This is a genomic window from Hassallia byssoidea VB512170, assembly GCF_000817785.2.
Lineage (GTDB): Bacteria > Cyanobacteriota > Cyanobacteriia > Cyanobacteriales > Nostocaceae > Hassallia > Hassallia carrinoi.
Genome location: NZ_JTCM02000001.1, coordinates 201040 through 221013 on the forward strand (window position 1 = coordinate 201040; position 19974 = coordinate 221013).

At 41.2% G+C, this 19974-nt stretch carries 16 protein-coding genes; 8 read left to right on the forward strand and 8 right to left on the reverse strand.

The genetic code is table 11. The features are described from left to right. Nucleotides 1-89 precede the first annotated feature (89 nt). From PI95_RS00970 to PI95_RS01000, 7 genes are all read right to left on the reverse strand, one after another. Nucleotides 90-1118 carry an NAD-dependent epimerase/dehydratase family protein gene (locus PI95_RS00970; protein WP_039752949.1) on the reverse strand — a complete coding sequence of 343 codons (1029 nt, stop codon included), beginning with the start codon at nt 1116-1118 and terminating at the stop codon, nt 90-92. Between the two features lie 89 nt (nt 1119-1207). Further along, nucleotides 1208-2146 (reverse strand): glycosyltransferase family 8 protein, encoded by a 939-nt coding sequence (locus PI95_RS00975; protein ID WP_039752948.1) that lies wholly within the window; start codon nt 2144-2146, stop codon nt 1208-1210. A gap of 144 nt (nt 2147-2290) precedes the next feature. Then, nucleotides 2291-3505: an L-2-hydroxyglutarate dehydrogenase gene (lhgD, locus tag PI95_RS00980; RefSeq protein ID WP_039752947.1), complete on the reverse strand. Its 1215-nt coding sequence runs from the start codon at nt 3503-3505 to the stop codon at nt 2291-2293. 62 nt (nt 3506-3567) lie between these two features. Then, nucleotides 3568-4341 carry a glucose-1-phosphate cytidylyltransferase gene (rfbF, locus tag PI95_RS00985; protein WP_039752945.1) on the reverse strand — a complete coding sequence of 258 codons (774 nt, stop codon included), beginning with the start codon at nt 4339-4341 and terminating at the stop codon, nt 3568-3570. A 334-nt stretch (nt 4342-4675) separates the two neighbouring features. After that, nucleotides 4676-6850: a tetratricopeptide repeat protein gene (locus PI95_RS00990; protein WP_039752944.1), complete on the reverse strand. Its 2175-nt coding sequence runs from the start codon at nt 6848-6850 to the stop codon at nt 4676-4678. Between the two features lie 55 nt (nt 6851-6905). After that, complete coding sequence (locus PI95_RS00995; RefSeq protein ID WP_039752942.1) at nt 6906-7685, reverse strand: PP2C family serine/threonine-protein phosphatase; 780 nt, start codon at nt 7683-7685, stop codon at nt 6906-6908. Between the two features lie 70 nt (nt 7686-7755). Beyond that, complete coding sequence (locus PI95_RS01000) at nt 7756-8430, reverse strand: vWA domain-containing protein (RefSeq protein ID WP_039752941.1); 675 nt, start codon at nt 8428-8430, stop codon at nt 7756-7758. Nucleotides 8431-9043: 613 nt separating this feature from the next. Between PI95_RS01000 and PI95_RS01005 the strand changes: the two genes are divergently transcribed. The 8 genes from PI95_RS01005 (at nt 9044) to PI95_RS01040 (ending at nt 17907) form a co-directional block, all read left to right on the forward strand. Further along, nucleotides 9044-10390, forward strand: a complete 1347-nt coding sequence (locus PI95_RS01005; protein ID WP_039752940.1) for a response regulator — start codon at nt 9044-9046, stop codon at nt 10388-10390. Nucleotides 10391-10672: 282 nt separating this feature from the next. Continuing rightward, nucleotides 10673-13087, forward strand: a complete 2415-nt coding sequence (gene pheT / locus PI95_RS01010; protein ID WP_039752939.1) for a phenylalanine--tRNA ligase subunit beta — start codon at nt 10673-10675, stop codon at nt 13085-13087. Between the two features lie 183 nt (nt 13088-13270). Further along, nucleotides 13271-13540: a YciI family protein gene (locus PI95_RS01015; RefSeq protein ID WP_039752938.1), complete on the forward strand. Its 270-nt coding sequence runs from the start codon at nt 13271-13273 to the stop codon at nt 13538-13540. A gap of 12 nt (nt 13541-13552) precedes the next feature. Beyond that, nucleotides 13553-15169 (forward strand): tetratricopeptide repeat protein, encoded by a 1617-nt coding sequence (locus PI95_RS01020; protein ID WP_039752937.1) that lies wholly within the window; start codon nt 13553-13555, stop codon nt 15167-15169. Between the two features lie 199 nt (nt 15170-15368). After that, nucleotides 15369-15884, forward strand: coding sequence for an SH3 domain-containing protein (locus PI95_RS01025; protein WP_039754037.1), 516 nt, complete (start codon nt 15369-15371; stop codon nt 15882-15884). Between the two features lie 102 nt (nt 15885-15986). Beyond that, nucleotides 15987-16280 carry a hypothetical protein gene (locus PI95_RS01030; RefSeq protein ID WP_039752935.1) on the forward strand — a complete coding sequence of 98 codons (294 nt, stop codon included), beginning with the start codon at nt 15987-15989 and terminating at the stop codon, nt 16278-16280. A 5-nt stretch (nt 16281-16285) separates the two neighbouring features. After that, nucleotides 16286-16684 (forward strand): PIN domain-containing protein, encoded by a 399-nt coding sequence (locus tag PI95_RS01035; RefSeq protein WP_039752934.1) that lies wholly within the window; start codon nt 16286-16288, stop codon nt 16682-16684. Between the two features lie 218 nt (nt 16685-16902). Next, entirely contained in the window at nt 16903-17907 is a 1005-nt protein-coding gene (locus PI95_RS01040; protein WP_039752933.1) for an NAD(P)-dependent oxidoreductase, read from the forward strand. Nucleotides 17908-18057: 150 nt separating this feature from the next. Here PI95_RS01040 and PI95_RS01045 read toward each other — a convergent pair whose 3' ends face one another. After that, complete coding sequence (locus tag PI95_RS01045; RefSeq protein ID WP_039752932.1) at nt 18058-19941, reverse strand: ABC transporter ATP-binding protein; 1884 nt, start codon at nt 19939-19941, stop codon at nt 18058-18060. Between the last annotated feature and the right edge of the window lie 33 nt (nt 19942-19974).

The following is a 19974-nucleotide window of genomic DNA, read 5'->3' on the forward strand; positions in this document are numbered from 1 at the left end:
GCAGCTAAAATATTTGTAAATAAGTTGGAATCAAATTAATTTGATTCAAAAGCTTAAAACAATTTTTAACTGCAAATCAAAAAATCTGACTATTTCTTCGTCCAGAAGAAATCTTGGTCAATTTGCTGGGTGCGAATTAGATATTCTAGCTGCTTCAAACGGGTGAAACCCCTAGATAAGAAAGTTTCTTCAGTCATATCGATTTGGCTGAACAAATCAAACAACTGTTGAGCGCCACGTTGGGCATTCCAATCACACTTAAATCCGGGCAGGATTGTGTTAATTTTCTCAAAAGATACTCGATAGCTGCGGTTGTCTGCACCGCTATCGCCAAAGGATAATTTACAACCTTTGAAAACATCAGCAATAATTTCCGCGATTTCTTTAACTCGATAGTTATTAGTAGTATCGCCGACATTGAAAATTTGATTGTGTACAATATCGCGTGGTGCTTCAACCGCGCAGACAATTGCCTTACAAATATCCAACGCATGAACTAACGGACGCCAAGGTGTACCATCGCTGGTCATTTTAATTTCTTTGGTAGTCCATGCCAAGCCTGCCAAGTTGTTTAAAACGATATCAAACCGCATTCTGGGGGAAGCACCAAAGGCAGTAGCATTTCGCATAAAAGTCGGAGAGAAATCATCATCAGCTAGTGGTGTGACATCTCTTTCTACTAAGGTTTTGCATTCTGCGTAAGCTGTTTGCGGATTTACTGATGATTCTTCGGTGACATCACCTTCTGTGGCTACACCGTAAACACTGCACGAAGACATGTATACGAAGCGACGCACACCCGCTTCTTTGGCTAGTTTGGCAAGGCGAACAGAACCTTTATGGTTGATATCGTAGGTAATAGTAGGTGATAGTTGTCCGGTGGGGTCGTTGGAGAGTTCCGCCATGTGAACGATCGCCTCGACACCTTGCAAATCAACAGCGGTGATATTACGGATATCTTTGTTAAGGGTTTTTGCCGTTACTTCAGTACCGTTGTACAGCCAACCCACTTTATAAAATCCGGTGTCTACACCGATAACTTCGTGTCCGCGTTCGATTAACAAAGGAGGTAATAATGAACCTAAATAACCTTCAGTGCCGGTAACAAGAATTTTCATGGTTTTTATTCCTATAAATTGATGAATTTGATTATTTTGGCAGTTTCGCTCTTGAGAAATAATTCCGAAAAATTACTATCACTATACTTTCACAACTTGGATGTATTTAATGATGTTATTTTCATGAATTTTCTCGCAATTCTTCTCCAGATAGTATCCCGCCAGCCTGACCAATCTGTGACATCCAGATAGTGGAAAAATAAATCTTTTTTAGGATGTGTACATTCACATTTCACTCCCGCGTACCAAGGTTTTGGAGTATTAGTAAAGTGAATAATACAAGGTTGCTCAAGCAGATCCTGGTAAACATCTTCTGGAAAAGGGCTATTTTCCCATGATGGATAATCGTATATCCTAGGCATTTGATTCCATTTGGGATGAAGTTCTCGCCATTTACCTGCAAGAACTGCGTTTAGTCCATCCTGGTCGTTACGAACATATTCTTTGTTTTGTTGAATATATTCAAGAACCTTTGCGCCTATGTTATCAGTTCGCCACTTTTCGAGATTAATTACTAAAAGTCCAGAGTTGAAATATTTAGCATCACCATCAAGTCCGACTTCTTTGTAGTTTCTTAAACCATCAGACATGGATATATACATATCCACGTCGTCTTGAACTGCTAGCGCATAGTCATCGCCAATTTCAATGTTCCATATTTCTCCTAAATCTCCCGTGACTACCATATCGGTATCTAAATAAATTGCTTTATTTAATTCCTGCGGTAAAAATTCGGTAATCAGAAGTCGATAATAGCAGCTTGGTGTCAGATGCCTGGTTAATACCAGATTTGTAAATAGTGCGTTATCTGGTTGCACCCAGGAAATATTTATCTTTTCTGAGTTCAGTGATTTGATAATCTTATTTTTGTTTGATTCAGCAATTCCTCCATCAAGAATAAATAAAGCTATTTTTTGATTAGTTCCTAGATTTTCAAGTGCTGAACGAACTGTGACTGCAAGGGGCATGGCATAGTTATTATCAGCAGCACAAACTAGAACAATCGGCTGATTGGAGCTAATAGACATAACGGAAATCCCTGATACAAAGAGCGCTTATTCTACAACGCTAGAAATAGATGTTTGTGCTATCTAGCGGTTGATTAAAAACTGCCTGCGCTTTCTGGCTAGTGTAGGCGAATTCAGAGTAGATGCAAACTAACTAATCAAAACTTAATTGACTGCTGCTGTTAAAAGATGCGACTGTTCGGGAATTTGGGCGACAATGGCTTTACCAATTTCCAGTGAAGAAGTGGCAGCAGGAGAAGGAGCATTGCAAACATGGACGGAGTTTTGATCTTGAACAATCAAAAAGTCGTCTACTAGTTTACCGTCGTTCATTAAGGCTTGGGCGCGAACTCCTGCATGGCAGGGAACTAAATCCTCCGATCGCACTTCCGGAATTAATTTTTGTAAACTTCTGGTGAAGGCTGCTTTACTAAAAGAGCGAATGATTTCTTGAATGCCTTCGTCAGCGTGTTTTGCTGCTAATTTCCAGAAACCTGGATAAGTCATGACTTCTGCAAAATCACGCAAATCAAAGTCTGTCTTTTTATATCCTTCACGCTTGAGGCTGAGAACTGCATTGGGTCCTGCGTGGACGCTACCATCTATCATCTTGGTAAAGTGAACGCCCAAGAAGGGAAAATCTGGGTTGGGAACGGGGTAAATTAAAGTCTTGACAAGATAGCGCTTTTCGGGGGTGAGTTCGTAGTATTCGCCCCGGAATGGTACTATTTTGGCTTGGGGATTCACTTGAGCTAATTTGGCTAGGCGATCGCTATGCAATCCGGCACAATTAATCACAAAGCGAGTTTCAAAAGTACCGTTATTAGTTTCCAGTACTTGATTTTTACCACTGCGGGAAATTTTCTCAACTTTTGTATTTAGACGCAGTTCGCCACCAAGCTTTGCAATTAACTCTGCGTACTTTAAACAAACTTGCTTGTAATTGGCAATACCAGTTGAATATACGCGGATGCCGGCTACGCAAGTGACATGAGGTTCAATTTCTTTGACTTCTTCGGCACTGATTCGCTTAACTTCTAGACCGTTTTCCAAGCCACGCTTGTAAAGATTTTCTAAGCGCGGTAGCTCTTGTTCATCGGTGGCGACAATTACTTTACCGCAAACTTCATGAGCAATATCATGCTCTTGGCAGAATTCCACCATTGAGCGACTACCATCACGGCAAAATTTAGCTTTGAAACTTCCTGGCTTGTAGTAGATACCAGAATGAATTACGCCGCTGTTATTGCCGGTTTGGTGAAATGCCCATTTGCTCTCTTTTTCTAAAACTAAAATTTTTGCATTGGGATAGCGTTTGCCCAAAGCCATTGCTGTAGAGAGTCCAACTATTCCCCCACCTATTATCGCAAAATCATACATTGGTATTTTTTGCACCTGTAACTACAGTAAATTAATTTTTTATTGAAGCTAAATTCTCTTACCTACCAAACTTTCCAAGGAGCCTTATTATTCTTCCATAGGTCTTCGAGGTAGTTTCTATCGCGCAAAGTATCCATAGGTTGCCAAAAACCGTCATGTCTGTAAGCAGATAGCTGATCCATTTCTGCAAGCTTTTCTAACGGTTGCTGTTCCCAAACGGTGGAATCATCAGCAATCAAGTTGATTACTTCGGGTTCTAGGATAAAATAACCGCCATTAATCCAAGCACCATCACCATCTTGTTTTTCGCGGAAGCTGTTGATTTTAGTTTGGTCGTGTCCTAAGGATATGGCACCAAACCGTCCGGCTGGTTGAACTGCGGTGAGTGTACCTAAAGTTTTTTGTTCTTTGTGAAAGTTAATTAGCTCGGTGATATTCACATTGCTAACACCGTCACCGTAGGTGAAGCAAAAAGTTTCATTACCAACATGGTCTGCGACTCGCTTCAAGCGTCCGCCTGTCATGGTACTATCACCTGTATCTACTAAGGTGATACGCCAGGGTTCAGCATTGCCACGATGCACGTTCATCTGGTTAAAGCGCATATCAAAGGTCACGTCTGACATGTGTAAGAAGTAATTGGCAAAATACTCCTTGATTACGTACCCTTTATAACCGCAACAGATGATAAAGTCATCAATACCGTGTGCAGAATAAGTTTTCATGATGTGCCACAGGATGGGCTTACCACCAATCTCGACCATCGGCTTGGGTTTAATGCTAGTTTCTTCACTCAGACGCGTACCAAGTCCTCCAGCCAAAATCACTGCTTTCATGCAATTACCTCGGAATTTTTAGGTAGATGAGTATTTGGACTTATCTCAACTGAGAACCTATCAACTTAACTTATGAGAAAAAGTTAATTGTCGATTTTCTCAGTAATAAATCTAACCGTATTTTCCGTCTTAAGTATGAAGACAAGGTAAATAAACTTGTTTTATGTGTAAAAAAACGAAAAAGCTTTGTGAATCCTGATGAATAAATGTAAAAACTTGTTTTTCTTTGAATAAAAATAAAAAAGAGATATTATTAGAAAGAGCTAACCTAAGCGTGGGTTAGCTCTTTCTAATTACAAAGTATTTAATTGTTAGTTAGGACGTTTTTCAGTTTTTAGCTACCTTTGACTAAGCCAGTTGTATTGTCAAAGAAAGTGTCACATTTGTTTTCCAAAACAACGCAAATGCTGCTTAATGCTTGTTGGTAATTATCCATATCCTCTTGTTCGAGGAAAATTTTCGCAGATGTCTGCAAATCGGCGATCGCTTGGGTACGATTTGTAGTAGAATTCTTGCCGCCATACTGTGAAAGTTCGTAGCGGACTATACCTCGTTTCAGGTAAACTTTCGCACTTCGAGAATCGATGCGTAATGCTTGGTTAAAGTCGGCGATCGCTTCTTTATATTCTTGATCGAAGTCGCTGCTGTATTGACCAATTTGATAACGAACAAGACCCCGCTGAAAGTAAGCTTCTGACTTGTCTGCATTTAAAGCGATCGCACTATTAAAGTCTCCAATTGCTTTGCGGTAATCTTGTTGAGAATCGCCGCTATATTTAGCAAGTTGGGAACGGACTATACCGCGTCTGATATAAGCTTCAGCTTCATTAGGATTCAGACGCAAGGCATTATTAAAGTCTGATAAAGCTAAATTGTAATCTCTATCGGGATCGCTGCTATATTCGGCTAGCATATAGCGGGCATTGCCCCGATTTACATAAGCGTTTACTTCATTAGGATTGATTTGTATTGCCTGACTGTAGTCGGTAACTGCACCATCATAGTCTTTCAGGTTGTAACGGGTATTGCCACGGTTAATATGTGCTTTGGCATGTGTCGGATTTTTTTTGATTGCTTGGCTAAAATCACTTAGTGCGTGTTCATAGTCTCGCACTTTATAAGAGGCATGACCCTGTTTATAATAATCTGCAAAAGTGAGATTATTTTTGCTTTGCTCTTTGCGAGACATCAAGGTTTGTTGAGCATATTGATTTTGGGAAACTAAGGGACGAGTAAATTTAATCATTACGTCCAAGTACCCCAACATTCCAAAACCCAACAAGCACAAAATCACTGGGTAAAATTTTGATTTTTTGGGAGATTGATAATAATAAAATTTTTGCGGTTGTACTAGTTGCCGATAATTAATTTGGTTTGCTGGAATTGGAGAAACGTTGTTAGCGCGTGTGGGACTTGTGTTGCGTCGAGTTTGTCTGCGCGGTTGTAGATGTTGTTTTGATTGTATTGCCTGCTGTGATGGAAAGGGGTCACGTCCGCCTAAGCGCAAGGTACGTTCGCACCAAGGACACTTGTGCAGGTGGCTGCTATAGCGGTGCTGGGAGTTGACTGTGCAGGTAATCAGGTCATTTTCGATTTCAGCTAGTTCTAACAGCCAAGTTTGAGCGCTGGGACGCATCTGTGGGTTGTTATGACCATGCTCAAAACAGCGGACAAACATTTCTTGCAAGCTGGGAGGAAGAATTTCCCAAGCTGGTGCTATCGGGGTAGGAGTGTAAGGGACGCGGCGCTGTTGACTGTAAGTAAAATGACCATTGGCAATGCGTGCTTCGTAGGTGGGTGGTTCGCCTGCACCTTGATAGATACCAGAAAATGGATGTGTACCTTCCATTAACAGTTGAAATATCAGTACTCCCAACCCAAATAAGTCATGGGCGATCGCGCGATCGTATTGAGCAAATATTTTATTTTGTAGTTCTGGTGGGGTAAACTCTGGTTTACCAACTTGGCAGCGGAAAACTACATTTTGTTTTGCATCGCGCACTTGGAACGAATCTGTATCTACCAGCGTCACTAGTGCTGTGTCGCTGACCATGATATTCGACTCATTCACATCGCCGACGCAGTAACCGCTGTTGTGCAAAGCCGCAAAAGCTGCCGCCAAATTGCGGGCGGTACGCAGCAAATATTGATAATTAAATAATGGACAGTGTTCGCGCCTAGTTCTGGGGTTGTAGAAGTCGATTACAGGACGCATCCCTCGAATGCGCGGCATTAAAAAGCCAACAATGCGATCGCTGGAGTCTGCTGCTTTGAGCGGTTCATAGGGCCAAGCGATAGAAATATGCCCTAAACTAGCTGTAGGGTTTTCTGGTGGGTTGGCAAGCATTGCCAAAAGTTTCCGACCGTGTTGCTCAGTTGGCTTGTGATAAACTTTTGCCACTAAATTGCCATCGCTGGGCACAGCATAAATACAAGCTTCTCCGCCTCGCCCTAAACTAATGGTGAGGTTGAGGATTTCTTGGTTGGTAAGACAACGTAGAACCTGCATGATAGAATTACAATTTACGGGAGTTATTTAAGTTAAAGTCGCACCAATCACGCTTTTAATCGCTTAAGGCAGCAATTATTAGCGTCAAGTCATCATCAGTACGTTGCGTGATTCGATCCGAACGTAAAAACCTCACCAACTGCTCTTTTGCCGCTGCTTTATCCTCGGCATTTGCCGCAAAGTCAAATAGAGGAAAAAAGAACGGTTTATGAGGCGCACCTTCTGCCATGTTTAATGCCAGCATTTGTAACCCGTCGGTAAGAACACCAACGTTGATTATGGCTTCGCGCCATAATCTCATTTGCGCTGTATCTAGGGCATTAGGCGAAGTTAAAAATGTGGTGGCGTTGATGTATTCGCCGTTATCAGGCATAGTTAGAGCAAGTAAGTTGCCCATGCGATCCTTCGCCACTGCCATTCCATCACCGATCTGCACGACTGCGACAAGTTCTGGTGTAGCAATCGTGATAATTAAGGTTGTTGCTAAATCTTGTGGCTGTTTGTCACAAACTATCGCTTCATCCTCAACGGCAATTTTTGCCGCGACGATCGCATCATTTAAAAGATCGCGCACTTCTTCATCTTCATCCAAGCTTCGCCGGGTAAATTGTTTAACAGATATATTTTCGATAGCAGCTTCTACAGCCACCATCGCGCCAACTTTCCCGCTGACTGCACTTCCTGCACCATCTGCTACCGCTGCTATCAAAACGTTATCTGGCAATATTTGCCAATGATGTGCGTCTTGACACAGCTGTTTGTTTTTTAAATGACTCGTACCACCTACAGATGCGGCTACTACCCGCCATTGAGATATCTTGCTTGATGTGTTCATTTTGCCAACAGCTGTGTAAACATAATCAAAGGCGATGCGTCAGCCGCCGCATAAAAGAGCGATCGCGTCCTTAAACAGATCCCCAGCCGATTGGTGGTAGTGCAACCTGTTCGTCTACCTGTGAATGCGAAACCGCTGACATACTCGCCGATAACCAAAGAAACATCTCTATAAAGTTCAGTCCTTGGAGTTTCAGAGGAGTACGTACAGCAATTTTACTTAAGCGTGTCATATTAGCATTTTCCACCCCTACGGTAAAAAAAGCAACACGTTTATTTATTTCATCTGTTTGCAAACGCTGGGACGCTTGCTCTATCGATTGCTCTAATTCGCCTTGCGGTTCTCCATCGGTAATCATAAATACCCAAGGACGATAGTAAGCAATGCCGTTCGTGCGATATTGAACTTTGCGCTCTTGAATCAAATCCAAGGCTTTATTAATTCCCGAACCCATAGTTGTCAATCCTTGTGCTGTCAAAATCGGCGGATTGAATTGATCGGCAGTCACAAAGTCTTGCACTACATTTACGTTGCTGTCAAAAGTAACAATTGCTACTTCTACTCTTCGTGCCGCGAGGGAATTTTTTACTAATTCGTCCTTCAAACTGAGCAAGCCCTGATTTAAAGCCTCAATCGGCTCTCCATGCATCGAACCTGAGGTATCTAGTAATAACACGCAAGGACAACGTGGTTCTGGGTTCTCAGCAAATTCAACTACTTCATCCAGTTTTAATGTATCCTGCATAACTTGTTGTGTTATGTTAAAGTCCAAAGCCTTGTTTCCCTTTTCTCAAAGTATATAATTGAAAGCGCCGAACAAACTACATTTTTGTAGTTGGTGGAGAGAGCGCTCTCTTATTTATTAAACAGATTACTACTAGCAAAATCCCTAAGCATTTAATAAAATCTTAACTTACAACGTAGTTGAGTAAAAGGGAATTTACCAGGGACTCGCATTACCTGTAGCACTGCATATGTTTGAAAATTTATAAATAACCCTTATAGAATATCAAGGATCGCGTGCCCTGCTCATGTTGAATTTTAAAGATTCTATGTAGTCAAGTCAGATTTTAGATGAAAGCAATTCATCATATTTAATCTAATCAGCTTTCTCACTATACTTGTGTAACTATGCACACTTAAAATTAAAATGAAGCAGAAAATATTTTATTTCAATATATAGTGCAAAATGTAACAAATTAAAGATATGGTAATTTTTGCATATATGTAATATAACTACATAGCCAAAGTTCAAAATTTCTTTGTAGACAAAAATTCAATTCTTTCAGGGTGCCTCATTTACCGATACTTCAAATTTACAAGTATTCGGTCTAATTTACCGCAAATTATCCAAAAACATGAATAATTCTGGCACATTTACCAAATTGAGTCCCCTGAGTTTGTTAAGACAGTTATCTAATTGTTCGGAGAGTACTGGTTTACAAGCATCTAGCAACTCAGTTTCCTGGTCGATCTACTTAGAACAGGGTAAAATTACTTATGCTACCGATTCAGTTGAACCTTTTGATCGACTAGAACGGCATTTACGCCGTCTCAGCCGCCAAATTCCCCTGCTAAAGAGCGAAACCCGTGTTCAGTTACGCCTAATGTTTGAAAGTGACTCACACGGTAAGCTGAAACAAATGTACGATTTGACAAACCAGCCGCCTGATTATCAAGCTATTAGCTGGCTTGTCAATCAAAAATATCTAAATTCTACACAAGCCGGAGTGCTAATCCAAGAACTGGTTAAAGAAGTGATTGAATCATTTCTCTTAATCAAGCAAGGTTCATATAATTTAACAGATCCATATTTGCCAAAAATTTGCAACCAGGATGTAGAGAAAGTAATCGAATGCTGTCAAGAAAGATTGCAAAATTGGCATTCTTTAGCGCCGCAAATTTCTTCTCCATTTCAGCGCCCTTATTTGTGCCTTTCTTCGAGAGTTAAACCAGAAAAGCTTCCAGAACTTCAGCCGAATTTAACTCATTGGATGAAAGGTTTTAGCTTGCGTCATCTTGCCGTAATTCTGAATCAAGATGAATTAAAGCTGGCGCAACTTTTACATCCTTATATCTTGGATGGAGCGCTGTTATTACATGAACCAGATCCACCATTTGATAAATTACCCAAGACTTGTGAAGAGTTACCAGTTGATAGCGATATTGCCGAATTAGCTGAGTTCGCAGCGCCCAGCAGCACTACTACCAACGAGAAGCCAAGTATTGCCGAAAATAGAGATACTCGTTTGCGATTACCAGATATATCTTCTGTAAGTGATAATTCTCAGCAATTAGCAACAAAAAATCAAACAAACACTGCTACTTTAACAGAGCGAAAAGTTCACAAAATAGTTTCTGTTGATGATAGTCCGACAATGCTGAAAGAAATTACTCGCTTACTAGAAGATGAAAATTTTTTTGTAGTGACAATTATCGATCCACTAAAAGCGGTAATGTCGATTGTTAGGCACAAACCAGACTTGATATTACTCGATTTGAATATGGCGGGAATTGATGGTTATGAGTTGTGTAGGCTAATACGCAATAATTCAATGTTCAAAGAAACTCCAATCATTTTTGTTACCGGGAGTAAGGGAATTATAGATAAGATAAAAGCACGAATTGTGGGAGCATCGGGGTATTTAACTAAGCCGTTTAGTCGCTCAGAATTGCTGAAAATAGTGTTTATGCATTTGAGTTAGGGACTCTTTACTGGGGATTATCCTCGTCCTCGTTCCCAGGTTCCACCTGGGAATGCAGATCGTTGGGGCTGCTGCCTCTGGTTTAATGTTACTGGAGGCAGAGCCTCCGGTATTTCATTCCCATACAGAGTATGGGAACGAGAAACTGGGAACGAGAAACGAGGGATACGAGGTAAGATTATTCAAGTTAGGGGGTAACTGAGGGGGTGCAAGAGCGATCGCCTCTCTTACAATCTAAAATTGAAGCATTGATACGATTCATAGAATTAGCAAGCACACTCCATGCGTATTTCTCTAAGTTGGCTGCGGGAACTAGTTGAGATAAAAATAAGCCCGGAAGATTTAGCCGAAACCTTGACAATGGCAGGGTTTGAGGTAGAAGATATTGAAGACCGCCGCACTTGGGCTTCGGGTGTTGTTGTTGGCAGAGTGCTTGAAAAACAACCTCACCCCAACGCTGATAAGTTGAGTGTTTGCCAAGTTGATATCGGTGCTTCTGAGACTTTAAATATCGTCTGTGGTGCTGCGAATGTTCGAGCAGATATTTATGTACCAGTAGCAACCACAGGAACTTATTTACCAAATATCGATTTAAAAATCAAGCCGGCGAAACTGCGAGGTGTTCCTTCTCAAGGAATGATTTGTTCTTTGAAGGAACTCGGTTTACCCACTGATGTAGACGGAATTCATATTTTTCCTCAAGAAAATCTCCAACTGGGTAGCGATGTGCGTCCTTTGTTGGGTTTGGATGATGTGATTTTAGATGTCACTGCTACTGCTAATCGCGCTGATGCTTTAAGTATGGTAGGGATAGCGCGGGAAGTAGCAGCGCTGACAGGTGGAAAGTTGACAATTCCTGAACCGGGTGAGGTGTCTGTTCCTCAAAGTAAAGGAAATTTCACTTTAAAAATCGATGAGACACAAGCTTGTCCGGCTTACATCGGTACGCTAATTGAAAAGGTAAAAATTGCGCCTTCTCCTGATTGGTTGCAACAACGTTTGCGGGCTGCGGGAACGCGACCGATAAATAATGTTGTGGATATTACTAATTATGTGTTGTTGGAATGGGGACAACCATTGCACGCATTTGATGGCGATCGCTTGGGTGGCAAAATCCAAGTTGGGGTGCGTTTCGCCAATGCGGGAGAATCGCTGAAAACTCTCGATGGACAAACCCGCAATCTAACTACTCAAAATTTGTTAATCACGGCAAACAATAAACCCGTTGCTTTGGCGGGGGTGATGGGTGGAGAAGAAACCGAAGTTTATGAAGGTACGCAAAATATCTTTTTAGAAGCGGCGTTATTTGACTCTGTGGCAATTCGCCGGTCTTCGCGTAGCATCGGCTTGAGAACAGAAGCTTCTGGAAGATATGAACGAGGTGTAAACCGGGCTGAGTTGGAAAAAGCCACACGCCGCGCTTTATCGATGATGGTGGAGATAGCACAAGGAAATATTGTAAATCAGGAAATTGCCGATACGCGCCCCGATCCTTCTACTTGGAGTCGGGCGATCGCACTGCGTTTAGAACGAGTTAATCAAGTTCTCGGACCAATTGAGATAAGCGAGAAAACCGGAGAACTCCAAGCCCAAGATGTTGAACGCATTCTAACTGCATTGGGATGTCAGCTAACTTATAAAGGTGAAGGTGCTTGGACGGTAACTGTCCCACCCTATCGTTACCGCGACTTAGAACGGGAAATCGATTTAATTGAAGAAATTGCCCGTCTTTATGGTTACGATAACTTTTGCGATACCTTACCAGATAAATCGGAAGCTGGTTATTTGCCTTTAGATCAAGAACTTATACGCAAATTGCGAGCTTATCTACGGGCGGAAGGATTGACAGAACTAATACACTACTCTTTGGTGAAACCACAACAAGAAACGCAGATAGTGCTGTCAAACCCGTTATTTACAGAATATTCGGCGCTGCGAACTGAGTTAATTTCCGGGTTGATTGATGCTTTTCAATATAATATAGAGCAAGGAAACGGTTCGCTGAACGGCTTTGAAATTGGGCGAATTTTTTGGCGAGAAGAAGACGGTTTGCAAGAAGCCGAAGCAATAGCCGGAATTATGGGAGGCGATCGCACTGTCGGTAAATGGTCAAATCGCGAACAACCTTTAACATGGTTTGAAGCCAAAGGCATTTTAGAAAGTGTATTTCAGCAACTTGGTTTGCAGGTAGAATATCAACCAGATAATCAAAATTCCCGCTTGCATCCCGGACGTACCGCGTCTTTGTGGATACGCGGTAATCGACTCGGTACTTTTGGACAGTTACATCCGCAAGTACGACGCGAAAAAGGTTTACCAGATTCAGTTTACGTGTTTCAACTGGATCTAGATGTGCTGTTGGAATCTCTAGAAAGAGATGAAATATTAGTACCGCAATTTAAACCTTATTCTACTTATCCAGCAGCCGATCGCGATATCGCCTTTTTTGCACCGATTAAGGTAACTGTTGCGGAAATTGAAAGAGCGATCGCTTTATCAGGTAAAGATTTATTAAAATCTGTGGAATTATTTGATGAATATCGCGGTGATAATGTACCAAAAGGACAACGCAGTTTGGCGTTTCGTTTAATTTATCAGACAAGCGATCGTACTCTCACTGATGCTGAAGTCGAACCAGTACACAACAAAGTTCGCGAAGCATTAGTTGAGAAATTCGGCGTTAGTTTGAGAAGTTAGGTAGAGACGTTCCACCGGAACGTCTGTACTAAATGGGCGTGATTAAACATAAAATGTAGGTAGTGAGCGGTTTACCGCTCAATTCCCCAAGTTGAAAGGGCTGAAGCCCTTACTACGTTTAAGAGCGTTTATTTAGACTTATTTACTTAATTGAAATCTTTTGTAATTTTGGATGGTGTATCTATGGCAAAATATATAATGTGGGGAAGTTATTGCGAAGACGTTTTAGAAAAACGTGCGCCTCATCGTCAAGCGCATTTAGACGGACTCGCAAAACAAAAAGAATCTGGTGTGTTGATTACGATTGGTCCGACCAAGGATGTAACGAAAGTTTTCGGGATTTACGAAGCCGATGATGAAGCGATTGTGCGCGAGTTGATTGAAAATGACCCCTACTGGCAAAATAATATCTGGACAGAATATTTTGTCAAAGAGTGGATTCAAGCTTTTTGAATCAAAAATCAGATGAATGCAGAAGAATTTTTTCAGCAAGGAATAAATCAGAATTCCCAAGGAGATTATCAAAGCGCGATCGCTTCTTTTAACTCGGCATTGCAAATCAATCCCGATTTTGCCGAAATTTACCAAAACCGGGGTAATGCTTACTTTGCTTTGGGTGATTACGATCAAGCGATCGCCGATTATCAGCAAGCAATCAAAATTAATCCTATCTTAGCTGCTAATATTAATTTGGACTTGGGAATTGCCTACTATAATCAAGCTTTGACGCTTTGCGAACAAGGCGATTATCCAAAAGCAATTGAAAATTTTAACTTAGCTTTGCAGCTCAATCCTAATTTTGCTGAAGCTTACAGCAATCGCGGTAATGTTTGCTATCAATTAAAAGATTATCAAAGTGCGATCGCCGATCAAAGTCTGGCTTTGCGACTAGATCCCAATTTCATAGACGCTTATCATAATCGAGGTAATGCTCATTATGCTCTTGCAGATTATCAGGAAGCGATCGCCGATTACAACCGCGCATTGACAATCAACCCTAATTATGCATCGGCATACTACAATCGCGGTCTGGTTTATACTTCCCTGAAAGACTTTCAAAAAGCGATTGCTGACTTTAATCAAACTTTAAAACTGCATCCTGATGATGTACAAGCATACTACAATCGGGGTCTTGTGCGTGCCACTTTGGGAGATTATCAAGCAGCAATTGAAGATTATAATCGGGCATTACAGCAAAATCCGTATCTAGTTTTAGTTTACGGCTTTCGGGCGAATGCACGCACTCAAGTGGGGGATTTTCAAGGTGCGATCGCCGATTGTAACGAATTATTGCAACTTCATCCGCATCTAGCAGAAGGATATTGCGATCGCGCTACGGCTCATCGTAGTTTAGGAGATTATGAAAAGGCGATCGCCGATTACAATCGCGCATTATCCATTAATTCCGACTTAATAGAAGCTTATTATGGTAGAGCGATCGTCCGCGATGCTTTAAAAGATTACCAAGGTGCAATTGCAGATAACCAAAAAGCAATTCAGCTTAATCCTAACTTTTCTCAAGCATACTGCAATCTAGGTAATGCTCGTCGCAATTTAGGAGACTTTCAAGGCGCGATTGAAGATTATAATTGTGCATTACAACGAAATCCCGATTTGATAGAAGCTTATTACAATCGGGGTTCTACCTACTTTGTTTTAGAAGATTATCGCATAGCGATCGCCGATTACACCAAAGCAATAAAAATTAATCCGCATACCGCTGCATTTTATAGCGATCGCGCTAATGCACGTTATGCTTTAGAAGACTTTCAAGCAGCAATCGAAGATTATGACCGGGCAATAACTATAGACCCCAGCCTTGCCGAAGACTGGTACAATCGAGGTCGCAGCCGTTGTTTGTTGAAAGATTTTCAACGAGCTTTAGAAGACTTAAACCAAGCCTTGTATTTACAACCGCATTTCGCATCAGCTTACATCGTTCGGGCTGATATCCGCCATAATTTAGGAGATATTGAAAGTGCGATCGGCGATTTTCAGAAAGCTGCCGATTTATATCAACAAGAAGGAAATACACAGTATTCTCAACAAATTATTGACATAATTCGCCAACTTCAGCAATAAAAATTTACAAAATCAACGCAGGGTGATTTTCGGTAAAATCACTCTTGTCTAGTATTATTTATTACTATTATAAATAAAGCCAGTAGGGTGCGTTATAACGTAGTTTAACGCACCATTAATGGTACTTGGTGCCGTAATGAATGGCGGCATTCCACCCTCAGGTGGTTTTATATTTAATTCAACATACCTACTTAAGAAGATGAAGAAAACGATTCAGAACATAGTATTTTCTGGTGTCAATATTACATTACTTGCTGTCATACCCTTCTTTATAAAAGCACCATACGCTAACGCACAATCTATAGAATCAGCGGTTGTTATCGACCCGCCATCAAATGTGAGAGTTAAACCGAATGGTGCTATTATTTGTTCGGTCAGATCGCAAACATCTATAGCTATCTATGATTATAAAAATGGATGGTACAAAACAGATGTTTGCGGTCGATCTGGTTATATTCATCAAAGCCAAGTTAGACTGCAACCAGATAGTGAAGTTGTAGAAGCTTATTGTAGTGTAACAGGCATCCAAACAGGACAGTTAGCCCTTCGCTTATCTCCAAATGGAAAATCTAAAGCTGGACTAAATAATGGAAATACAGTACTTCCCATCAAAACTCAAGGTAATTGGTCTTACGTGCGTGTAATATTTGGACCAAACAACAGAGTTAATGGATTAGAAGGCTGGGTAAATTCTAATTATATAGCTTGCCCATAAAAATTGTAGGTTGGGTTTTGCCTTTCAATACCAACCTACAATTTATAAGTTTTGATATAAAATAACTTAAGTGTTCAATAGAAAAAAATGTTTGAGTAAATCATGCAAGAAGTGTCCAACTCTACCCAAGAAGTTTTCAACCGCATTTCACCAATAGTTGAAAAGTTGTTTACAAATAGCAATTTATACATCGAGAGATTAAATAAACAAGAAATGGTAGAAATGTTAGTAAACCTGTTTAGTAAGTTTTCCCCTGAAGAAATGAAGGCTATCCCTGAGAATGAACTGACACGTCGAATCAAAAAAATATTGACATTAGAAGCTGTTTCTGGGACTTTAAATGATTTAACACCCGAACAAATCAAAATCTTTGATGAGGCAGTGCTAGGAAAATAAATCAAGTGGCATTTTTATTAGATACAAATATTGTTACCTATATTTTAAAAAGAAATGTCAATACCAATAATCGTTTAAAAGAAGCGACTCGTTCGGGTGAAGAAGTATTTATAAGTTGTATAACTTATTATGAAGTCAAAAGAGGATTGATATCTATAAATGCTGTCAGACAGCTAGCTGATTTTACTCAGTTATGTACAGATTATGAAGTTTTGTTTTTAGATGATATAAAAATTATTGAAAAAGCTTGTGAAATTCACGCGGATTTAAAAAGAAAAGGTACGCCAATACAGGATGCAGATGTATTAATAGCATCCACAGCTATAATACGTGGTTTAATCTTGGTTACAAACGATCGCGACATGTTGAGAGTAGAAAAGCTGACTGTCGAGAATTGGTTGTAAATATATTATCTCTTCCTTTGCGCCTCTGCGCCTACCCTTCGGGAACGGCTTCGCCGAATGCGTGAGATAAATCCGAATCCTAAATATTTGCTTTAGCTATATATCACGCAAATATTTGCCAATCTCCAAGACTGACACTCATCACAAGAGCGATCGCATAACTTTACATTAAGCTATCATTTACAAGGAAAAAATACAGCATATAGCTGAGGTGAAGAGTGAAAGTAGCAGTCTTCAGTACAAAAGCCTACGATCGCCAGTTTTTAGAAGCTGCAAATCGCAACCAACACGATCTAGTCTTCTTTGAACCCCGTCTCAATCGCGACACCGCCATTTTAGCCGCTGCATTTCCGGCGGCTTGTGTATTTGTACATGACCAAGCTGATGCTGTCACCTTAGAGATTTTAGCATCACGCGGAACTCACTTGTTAGCATTACGTTGTGCCGGCTTCAACAACGTAGATTTAAAAGCCGCAGCCGAGTTAGGAATTACCGTTGTACGTGTTCCCGCTTACTCACCCTACGCAGTCGCAGAACACACCGTTGGACTAATTTTGAGCCTCAATCGCAAGATTCATCGCGCTTATAACCGCATCAAGGAAGGAAATTTTTCCTTAGATGGACTGTTGGGATTTGACTTGCACAAACGCACCGTCGGGATTATCGGTACTGGTAAAATCGGTCAAATTCTCGCCCAAATCATGAAAGGATTTGGCTGTAACCTCCTCGCCTATGACGTGTATCAAAATCCCGAACTTGAAGCATTGGGTGCCAAGTATGTCGAGCTAGAGGAATTATTCGCCAATTCTGATATTATATCATTGCATTGTCCCCTAATGCCGGAAACTCACCACTTAATTAACGACAAGGCAGTAGAACAGATGAAATCCGGCGTGATGCTGATTAACACTAGCCGAGGTGCGCTAATTGATGCGACAGCCGTCACCAAAGGCTTGAAATCAGGTAAAATCGGTTCTTTGGGTATCGATGTATACGAGCAAGAAGCAGACTTGTTTTTTGAGGATTTGTCGAGTGCGATTATTCAGGATGATGTTTTCGAGCGTTTGATAATGTTTCCCAACGTTCTCGTTACCGGACATCAAGCCTTCTTTACGGAAAACGCTGTAAGTAAGATTGCAGAGACGACTATAGCCAATATTGCTGATATTGAACAGAATCGTCCCTGTGCAAATGAGATTCGCGCTGAACCGATCGCGCATTAGATAGGAAAAAGGCGATCGCTTGCTGTTTTTGTAGTGATGCGATCGCTTTCTAGTTTCTAACAACTGTACCATTGTCAAGGATATGAGCGATCGCCTTTATCGACAAAAATCGCCCTTACCCTTCCACTGTGTCGGCTTTTGCAACAAATCCTACAACGCTCTTAATTGCCGCTTTTGCACTCTTTCAGCACTCCCGGTGGGAATCGAAGCAATTAACCTTTGCGTATATTCCTCCTTGGGTTCGCGGTAGATGTTTTCGGCTATACCTTGTTCTACAATTTCACCGCGATTCATTACCAAAATGCGATCGCTCATAAATTTCACCACACTCAAATCGTGGGAAATAAATATATAAGTCAACTTAAAGTCATCTTGCAATTCTTTCAACAAATTCAGCACTTGCGCTTGTACCGAAACATCCAGCGCGGAAACTGATTCATCGCAAATGATAAACTTGGGATTTAACGCCAAAGAACGCGCAATACAAATCCTTTGACGTTGACCACCAGAAAATTGATGCGGATAACGCTTAATCGCATCTGCACTCAATCCCACTCTTTCCAAAAGTTCCGCTACCCGTTCATGTCGTTGTTTGGATGTCTTTCCAACAGAGTGAATTAACAACGGTTCCATAATTGCGTCCCCAACCTTCATCCGGGGGTCAAGCGCACTAAAGGGATTTTGAAAGACTATTTGCATTTCCCGTCGCAGTTTTTGCAACGGTTCTCCTTTGAGGGTAGTGATATCTCGTCCCTCAAAGATAATCTCACCGCTCATTGGCTCGATTAATCGCAGTAAAGTTCTACCTAGAGTGGTTTTTCCACAACCTGATTCTCCCACTAATCCGACTGTTTCCCCTGGTTTCACATCAAAAGAAACGCCGTTAACTGCCATCGTGTAGCGTGTGGTTTTGCCAAATACACCCCGCACCGGAAAACCAACTTTCAAATCGCGGACTTGCAACAGCGGTTTCTGTTCGTTCAGGTTTGCTAATCTTGCAGCAATTTCTTCTCTGCTAACTTCTATCGGAGTTAGCGGTTCTTTCGCTTGAATTACCATTTGTCCGGTTGGTGTTTCTTCTACACTCATGTAGTCGGAAACGGTGAGGAGTTTTTGCGGATGGCTGTTGAGTGTGGGGCGACAAGCTACTAAACCCTTAGTATAGGGATGCTGGGGATTGCTAAAAATTTGCGCTGCTGCTCCATATTCGACAATTTTACCTTTGTACATCACCGCTACAGAGTCGGCAATTTCCGCAATTAATCCTAAGTCGTGGGTGATAAAAATCATTCCCATGTCGCGACGCTGCTGCAATTCGCGCATCAATTCTAAAATTGTCGCTTGGACTGTCACATCTAAAGCTGTAGTCGGTTCGTCTGCAATCAATAGTAAGGGATTGCAGGAAATTGCCATTGCAATCATCACCCGCTGCAACTGACCACCAGAAAGTTGATGCGGGTAACGTTCCAGCATTGCGTCTTTGTGTTGCTTCACCAACTCTGTTAGTTGTCGTTCATCTAAGTTTGATGAGTTAGCAGTTTGTTTCCAGCTTTCGAGATATTGCTGTTTAATTTGGTCATCGCTGGGAAGGAGTTTTACTTCTTGTAAACCTGCGATCGCTTTTTGTTTTGCTTCAGCTTGCGACACTTTCTGATGTCGCATAATTGCTTCGGTTAGCTGAAACCCTATATTATAAACTGGATTGAGCGAACTCATCGGTTCTTGAAAAATCATGGCGATGTCACCACCCCGATAAAGCTGCATTTGCTGTGGGGGTAAATCTACCAAGTTGATTGGTGCGGCATTTTCTTGATGGTGAAAGTAAATTTCACCACCGCTTATCCTTCCTGGAGTCTGCACCAAACCCATCACAGCTAAGGATGTGACTGATTTTCCGCTTCCCGACTCTCCCACTATTCCTAGAGTCTCCCCACGATGCAACTCAAAGGAAATATTATCTACAGCTTTGACGCTGTTGCCATCATCGGAAAATTCAACTTGTAGATTGCGAACCTCTAGGATAGTTTCTCTCATAAAAATCGGGTATTAATCGTGACTTACTAAATT